General features: G+C 46.2%; 8 protein-coding genes, 2 tRNA genes, 1 rRNA gene and 1 other RNA gene. 10 read left to right on the forward strand and 2 right to left on the reverse strand.

What is annotated here, in order from left to right; genetic code table 11:
- The first annotated feature begins 129 nt into the window (after positions 1-129).
- From KNQ11_RS16495 to KNQ11_RS16505, 3 genes are all read left to right on the forward strand, one after another.
- Positions 130-220: transfer RNA gene (locus KNQ11_RS16495), tRNA-Ser, on the forward strand.
- Positions 221-255: 35 nt separating this feature from the next.
- A tRNA-Ser gene (locus KNQ11_RS16500) sits at positions 256-345 on the forward strand.
- A gap of 102 nt (positions 346-447) precedes the next feature.
- Positions 448-912 carry a DinB family protein gene (locus tag KNQ11_RS16505; RefSeq protein ID WP_214772677.1) on the forward strand — a complete coding sequence of 155 codons (465 nt, stop codon included), beginning with the start codon at positions 448-450 and terminating at the stop codon, positions 910-912.
- Between the two features lie 73 nt (positions 913-985).
- Here KNQ11_RS16505 and KNQ11_RS16510 read toward each other — a convergent pair whose 3' ends face one another.
- Positions 986-1,663, reverse strand: coding sequence for a deoxynucleoside kinase (locus tag KNQ11_RS16510; RefSeq protein WP_029343036.1), 678 nt, complete (start codon positions 1,661-1,663; stop codon positions 986-988).
- Positions 1,660-2,289: a deoxynucleoside kinase gene (locus tag KNQ11_RS16515; RefSeq protein ID WP_050679045.1), complete on the reverse strand. Its 630-nt coding sequence runs from the start codon at positions 2,287-2,289 to the stop codon at positions 1,660-1,662. The genes KNQ11_RS16510 and KNQ11_RS16515 overlap by 4 nt, the downstream gene beginning before the upstream one ends.
- Positions 2,290-2,397: 108 nt before the next feature.
- Here KNQ11_RS16515 and tadA point away from each other — a divergent pair, with 108 nt between their 5' ends.
- The 7 genes from tadA to KNQ11_RS16550 form a co-directional block, all read left to right on the forward strand.
- Positions 2,398-2,904: a tRNA adenosine(34) deaminase TadA gene (gene tadA, locus KNQ11_RS16520; protein WP_133208834.1), complete on the forward strand. Its 507-nt coding sequence runs from the start codon at positions 2,398-2,400 to the stop codon at positions 2,902-2,904.
- Positions 2,905-2,952: 48 nt separating this feature from the next.
- An RNA gene (gene ffs, locus KNQ11_RS16525) (signal recognition particle sRNA large type) lies at positions 2,953-3,219 on the forward strand.
- Between the two features lie 95 nt (positions 3,220-3,314).
- The gene (gene dnaX / locus KNQ11_RS16530; protein WP_214772679.1) at positions 3,315-5,000 is read left to right on the forward strand and encodes a DNA polymerase III subunit gamma/tau; all 1,686 of its coding nucleotides are present in this window, start codon (positions 3,315-3,317) and stop codon (positions 4,998-5,000) included.
- A gap of 18 nt (positions 5,001-5,018) precedes the next feature.
- Positions 5,019-5,339, forward strand: coding sequence for a YbaB/EbfC family nucleoid-associated protein (locus KNQ11_RS16535; protein ID WP_023469881.1), 321 nt, complete (start codon positions 5,019-5,021; stop codon positions 5,337-5,339).
- Between the two features lie 18 nt (positions 5,340-5,357).
- Positions 5,358-5,957: a recombination mediator RecR gene (gene recR, locus KNQ11_RS16540; protein WP_023469882.1), complete on the forward strand. Its 600-nt coding sequence runs from the start codon at positions 5,358-5,360 to the stop codon at positions 5,955-5,957.
- The gene (locus tag KNQ11_RS16545; protein WP_023469883.1) at positions 5,954-6,172 is read left to right on the forward strand and encodes a YaaL family protein; all 219 of its coding nucleotides are present in this window, start codon (positions 5,954-5,956) and stop codon (positions 6,170-6,172) included. Before recR ends, KNQ11_RS16545 begins: the two co-directional genes overlap by 4 nt.
- A 333-nt stretch (positions 6,173-6,505) precedes the next feature.
- Positions 6,506-6,824: ribosomal RNA gene (locus tag KNQ11_RS16550) — 16S ribosomal RNA — on the forward strand; the annotation flags it as partial.

The following is a 6,824-nucleotide window of genomic DNA, read 5'->3' on the forward strand; positions in this document are numbered from 1 at the left end:
AGGCGTACTCAAGTGGTTTAAGAGAACGGTCTTGAAAACCGTCAGGCGGCGAAAGCCGTGCGTGGGTTCGAATCCCACCGCCTCCTCCATTTTTATTTTTTTGACAACGACATGCACGTTTTATAGCTTGGAGGCGTACTCAAGTGGTTTAAGAGAACGGTCTTGAAAACCGTCAGGCGGCGAAAGCCGTGCGTGGGTTCGAATCCCACCGCCTCCTCCACTTCTTTTTTTTTACCCAAAAATAAATATAATCATGGAGTCGTACCCAAGTCCGGCTGAAGGGGACGGACTCGAAATCCGTTAGGGGTCGCAAGGCTCGCGTGGGTTCGAATCCCACCGACTCCGCTTTTTATGAAGCATCTCAATTCTGAGGTGCTTTTTTGTTGCATCGATTTCTTCGTGCGTGCTATGGTTGCCTACGTGAAAAATGAAGAAGAGGTGGACGAAATGAACGAACAAACAAAAGAATCGTTGCTTTCGCATTATGCGATGACGATGACATATGTAAAAGACTTAGAACAGATTTCAGAAGAAGCGTGGCGAACATCGTATGCAGAAGGTAAATGGACGATTGCTGAGATCATCGGTCACTTATCACCATGGGATCGCTTCATGGTCGCAGAGCGCATCCCGTACTTGCTCGCGGGTGAACCATTCCGTGTCGCACCAGATAGCCAAGCCGTCAATGCAGAAGCGGCGAAGATGAGCCGTGAGCAGCAACGGATCTTGACGATCGATGAGTTTTTAGTCAGCCGTGACTTGTTGCGCCGTGCAGTCGAATTGATTCCGGAAGAACGTCTGCAGGACAAGGTCGTCATTAAAGGCAAAGAATTAACGATCGGTCAGTTCCTCGGAGCAATGGCTCAACATGATCTACACCATATGGAACAAATCAATCAAGTAATTGGTTAATGCGAGGGAGATGCGACACGCGTCTCCTTTTTTTGCGCAAAAAAAGATCCGCCTAAGAGGCAGATCTGATCAGTTAGCGTGTATTGGCAATGCGAGCAACTTCAAGTTGCTTTTCAATCTTCGCGAGAATCCGGTCGATGGATTCTGGTTCGTTCAGTAAGTCGTATTCGTCGATCGACAAACGAAGTACCGGGCAGATCGTGAAGTTATTGATCCAGTTCGTATAGCGCTCGTACATCTCTTCCCAATATTCGATTGGTGTCTGTTGCTCCATCTCACGTCCGCGAAGACGAATTCGTTCTAGTACTTGTTCGAACGAACCTTCAAGATAGATCAAAAGATCCGGATGTGGGAAGAATGGTGTCATGACCATTGCGTCAAACAAACTTGAATATGTCTCGTAATCCGTTGGAGACATCGTTCCTTTTTCAAAATGCATCTTAGCAAAGATCCCTGTATCTTCATAGATTGAACGATCTTGGATGAAACCACCACCGTATTGGAAAATCCGTTTTTGCTCCTTGAAGCGTTCAGCGAGGAAATAGATTTGGAGGTGGAAGCTCCAACGCTCGAAATCATGATAGAATTTATCCAAGTAAGGGTTTGTATCGACTTTTTCGAGTGACGTCCGGAAACCAAGGGCATCTGCTAATCCGTTTGTGATCGTTGATTTACCGATCCCGACCATACCGCCGATCGTAATGACGGCATCTGCCGGAATGTTGTATTGTTCGCGTAGCTTCAAGTTCATGCGTGGTTCGCTCCTTCATATAATTCGTTCCGGATCGTCGTCAAGACGTACTCGAGATCTTCCGGCCGCTTGACGAAGTCGAGTGCATCCCCGTCGAAACGGATGATTTTGACTTCCGGATGTTTGGCTTGGTATTCCGTGACGAATGTCTCGTAATCCTCGGCTAATTGTTCGAGATAGGCACGTGACATGTTTTCTTCGATTTCTCGTCCGCGCAGCGCAACACGTTTCATCAAGGTGTCGATGCTTGCGTTCAAGTAGATGACAGCATCCGGTTTCGGCATGTCTGTCGTCAGGATCGAATAGATTTGTTCGTACTTCTCAAGATGCTCTACCTTCAAAGAGCGGTGTGCAAAAATCAAGTTCTTAAAGATATGGTAATCAGCAACGACAGAGCGTTGTTTACTGAGGTAATGACGTTCGATATCATCGAGTTGTTTGAAGCGATTGCACAAGAAGAACATTTCCGTCTGGAAGCTCCATTCTTCGATATCTTCATAGAACTTTCCAAGAAAGGGATTTTCTTCGACGATTTCGCGTAACATAGAAAAAGAGAAATGGTGACTGATGGCGTTCGCAAGTGATGTTTTGCCTACACCAATCGGTCCTTCAACCGTTATGAACATATACAATGACCCTCCGTTCAGCAAAGTGCAATTTATATTTTAGCACAAAGAAGTACGACTTGCTGAAATTTCAAAAGGAGAATTTTTTTAGAGTGAGGAGTATCATCGATGGAACGACAGGAACACTATATGCGCCTTGCGATCGAAGAGGCGAAAAAGGCAGAAGCGATCGGTGAAGTTCCAATCGGATGTGTCATCGTCAAAGAGGATGAAGTCATCGCGACAGGTTACAATCACCGGGAAACGGATCAACAAGCGACGGCACATGCCGAGTTGATCGCGATTGAGGAAGCTTGCCGAAAGCTCGGTAATTGGCGACTTGAAGGATGCGAGCTATACGTGACACTCGAACCGTGTCCGATGTGTGCAGGGGCCATCATGCTGTCGCGAATCGAACATGTCATCTTTGGTGCCGTTGATCCGAAAGGTGGATGTTGTGGAACACTGATGAATCTAGTACAAGACGATCGGTTCAATCATGTCTCGGAGCTGACGAGCGGTATATTAGAAAAAGAGTGTGGGGAGATGCTAACGACGTTCTTTCGGGAACTGCGCGCGAAAAAGAAAGCACGAAAGCGGGCAATGGGTTGCATCACACCAGATGAAACAGTATAATGAAAAAGCACTGAAACAAGGTGCCACTAAAAATCGATAAACCATTTGCCGTGCTAGGTGGGGATGTAGCGGTTCCCTGTCACTCGCAATCCGCTATAGCGAGACTGAATTCCATGTCGAGGGATATGATTGGTGTGGTCTGCCTCACGTAAGTAGCGTTGACGTTTGAGTCCTACGCAACAGATACCCATGAACCAGGTCAGGTCCGGAAGGAAGCAGCCTTAAGTGGTGCTCTCTGTGTGTTGTAGGGGTGCTTGGACTGAGCAGGCTGCGTGAGTAACGCATGTTGAACATATTTCAGAATATGGTGCGCGGCAGTTTAATTTTTAAAGACAAGTCTACAGCCGGTTTCGGTTGTAGACTTTTTTAGGTAAAATAGAATGAGGAACTTAAAAAGAGGAGGCGCAAACTTGGCCTATCAAGCACTATACCGCGTGTACCGTCCGCAACGATTCGACGAAGTCGTTGGACAAGCGCATATCACCCGTACGATCCAAAATGCATTGATGGAGGGACGGATGTCCCACGCCTATCTATTTTCGGGTCCTCGTGGAACAGGAAAGACGAGTCTTGCCAAAATCATCGCTAAAGCGATCAACTGTGAGCATGCTCCGGTCAAAGAACCGTGTAATACGTGCCCGACGTGTCTTGCGATTACAGAAGGATCAAGTCCAGACGTCTTCGAAATCGATGCGGCTTCCAATAACGGCGTAGATGAGATTCGGGAAATCCGGGATAAAGTCAAATATCCCCCTTCAGAAGCAGCCTATAAAGTCTATATCATTGATGAAGTGCATATGTTGTCGACAGGTGCTTTTAATGCCTTGCTCAAAACACTAGAAGAACCGCCGGCGCACGCCATCTTCATCTTAGCAACGACTGAACCACATAAAATCCCGGCAACGATCATCTCGCGTTGCCAACGTTTCGATGTGAAGCGGCATGAAGTCGATCAACTCGTAGAGCGGATGCAATATATCTTAAACGATCAATCGATCGAGTATTCGGATACAGCATTACGATTGATCGCTCGAGCGGCAGATGGTGGTATGCGTGATGCGCTGAGTCTACTCGACCAAGCGGTTGCTTTTTCGAACGGTGATCTAAACGATGCAGCTGTTCTTGAAGTGACAGGGGCAGTAGAAGATGAAGCGTTATTGAATATTGCCCGTGCCTTACATGAACATCAAGTCGATCAGTTGTTACAGACGCTTGAAACGATGCAACGAGCGGGGAAAGATCTAAAACGTTTCGTTGAGGATCTCGTCTTCTTTTACCGAGACACGTTGTTGTTGAAAGCCTCGCCTACAGCTTTCGATTTGCTAGAGCGTGCACGCCCGACGGATGAGTTCAAACAATTCGTTGAATCGATTGAAGCGGAGACGTGCTTTACGATCATTGATCAGTTACATGACTGCCAACAACAGATGCGGTTGACGAATCATCCGCGAGTACTCGTTGAGATTGCCTTCATTCAAATTGCGGAACAAGGGAGAACAACGGGACAGATCGTCCAATCGTTGCAACAGGAAGTCCGCGAAATGAAAGAACAGATGCACCAATGGAAGTCGAATGGTGTTCCAGCACAAGAAGCGGCTGCACCACAAGCACAGCCGAAGCGAAAACAAGGACGACCAACCGTTCGAATCGCCAAAGAGCGGATTCGTCAAATGTTAGGACGAGCAGAGAAAGCCCAGTTGCGCGAGATTCAAGAACGCTGGGATCACATCTTAAAATGGATTTTAAAAGAAGATGGCCCCATCTACTCGTTACTCCATGAGAGTAAACCGGTTCTTTGTTCAGCGGATACGTTGCTGATTGAATTCGATGACGGTAAAGGATGGCACTTTGAGCAGGTCATGACGAATGAACGAACACGTTTCGTGATTGAAGAAGCGTTGTATGAAGTATGTGGCGTCAAACGCGAAATTTTAGCGATTCTCTCAAAGGATTGGCATGAACTGAAGGCAGAGTTTGTTGCTAAGCGAAATAGTAGTAGTATAGAAGAGAAGGAAACAAAACAAGAATCGGAGAGCGATCAGTTATTGTCCGAGACGCTTGGTCGTTTTGGTGATATCGTAGAGTTCGAAGATTAAATTCGAGGAGGAATACAGATGCGCGGAATGGGAAACATGAACAATATGATGAAACAGATGCAGAAGATGCAAAAGGATATGGCGAAAGCACAAGAAGAACTAAAAGACTTAACAGTGACAGGTACAGCAGGAGGAGAAATGGTCTCAGTCGTCGCTGATGGTCATAAAAATATCGTAGATGTCATCATTAAAGAAGAAGTCGTTGATCCAGATGATGTTGAAATGATTCAAGATCTCGTCTTAGCTGCAACGAACGATGCTTTGAAGAAGGTCGATGAACTCGTAGCAAGTAAAATGGGGAAATTCACACAAGGTATGAATCTGCCGGGAATGTTTTAATTCGTAGGAGGAAACCACTTGCAATATCCTGAAGCGATTAGTCGTTTGATCGAAAGTTTTACGAAACTGCCGGGGATTGGTCCGAAGACAGCAGTTCGTCTAGCGTTTCATGTCCTTGATATGGAAGAGGACGATGTCTTGATGTTCGGAAAAGCATTGGTCAGTGCGAAGCGCGACATTGCCTACTGTAGTGTCTGCGGGAATATCACGGATCAAGATCCTTGTTATGTATGTACAGATAAACACCGAAACCGTACGATTGTCTGTGTCGTCCAAGATTCAAGGGATGTCATTGCAATGGAAAAGATGCGAGATTACCAAGGGTTGTATCATGTCTTGCATGGAGCGATCAGTCCAATGGAAGGAATCGGTCCAGAGGATATCAATGTATCTAGCCTACTGACACGTCTTCAAGCGGACGAAGCGATTACGGAAGTCATCTTAGCAACCAATCCGAATATCGAAGGAGAAGCGACAGCGATGTATCTATCGCGTCTCTTAAAACCGACGGGTATTCGGATCACTCGAATTGCCCATGGTCTTCCGGTTGGTGGAGATCTTGAATACGCAGATGAAGTGACGTTATCTCGTGCAATGGAGGGACGTCGCGAACTATGAGTTGGTTTCGAAAGAAGATTCGCAGTGAGTACGACCAGCGTTTGTTAGAAGAATTAGCAAAAGCAAAAGAAGATTATTTGATGAAGCGTCATCTCTTAGAAATCAGCTATGATGACTACGGTGATTTAGAAGCACAAATGAAGTTAGCGGAATCACTGTATTTCTTCTATATAAGCGAAGCAAAAAGAAGACGCGTCTCATTGATGATGAAGTAAACCGCAGCCATTCTTGTCTGCGGTTTTTACATGCTCTAAAAAAACTATAAGTTATTTTAATAAAGTAGTTGCGCATGTCTAATTATCGTGATATATTAATTCATGTCCTTAAGAGGACGAGCGCTTACGGCAAACAAGTAAAAAACAATTTCAAAAAAGTTGTTGACTTCTTGTTTCAGACTTGGTATTCTAATTGAGTCGCCAAAACAGGCGCGGACGAACTTTGAAAACTGAACGATGAGGCAAAAATCGTATTCTACGGAATATAAAAATGAATGAAGCGCAAGCTTCGTCAATCGTGACTTCGGTCACAAAAACGAGCAAGTCAAACACTTCATGGAGAGTTTGATCCTGGCTCAGGACGAACGCTGGCGGCGTGCCTAATACATGCAAGTCGAGCGCAGGAAACTGACGGAACTCTTCGGAGGGAAGGCAGTGGAATGAGCGGCGGACGGGTGAGTAACACGTAAGGAACCTGCCTCAAGGATTGGGATAACTCCGAGAAATCGGAGCTAATACCGGATAGTTCAACGGACCGCATGGTCCGCTGATGAAAGGCGCTTCGGCGTCACCTTGAGATGGCCTTGCGGTGCATTAGCTAGTTGGTGGGGTAACGGCCCACCAAGGCGACGATGCATAGCCGACCTGAGAG

This window comes from Exiguobacterium sp. s39, from assembly GCF_018618925.1.
Lineage (GTDB): Bacteria > Bacillota > Bacilli > Exiguobacteriales > Exiguobacteriaceae > Exiguobacterium_A > Exiguobacterium_A abrahamii.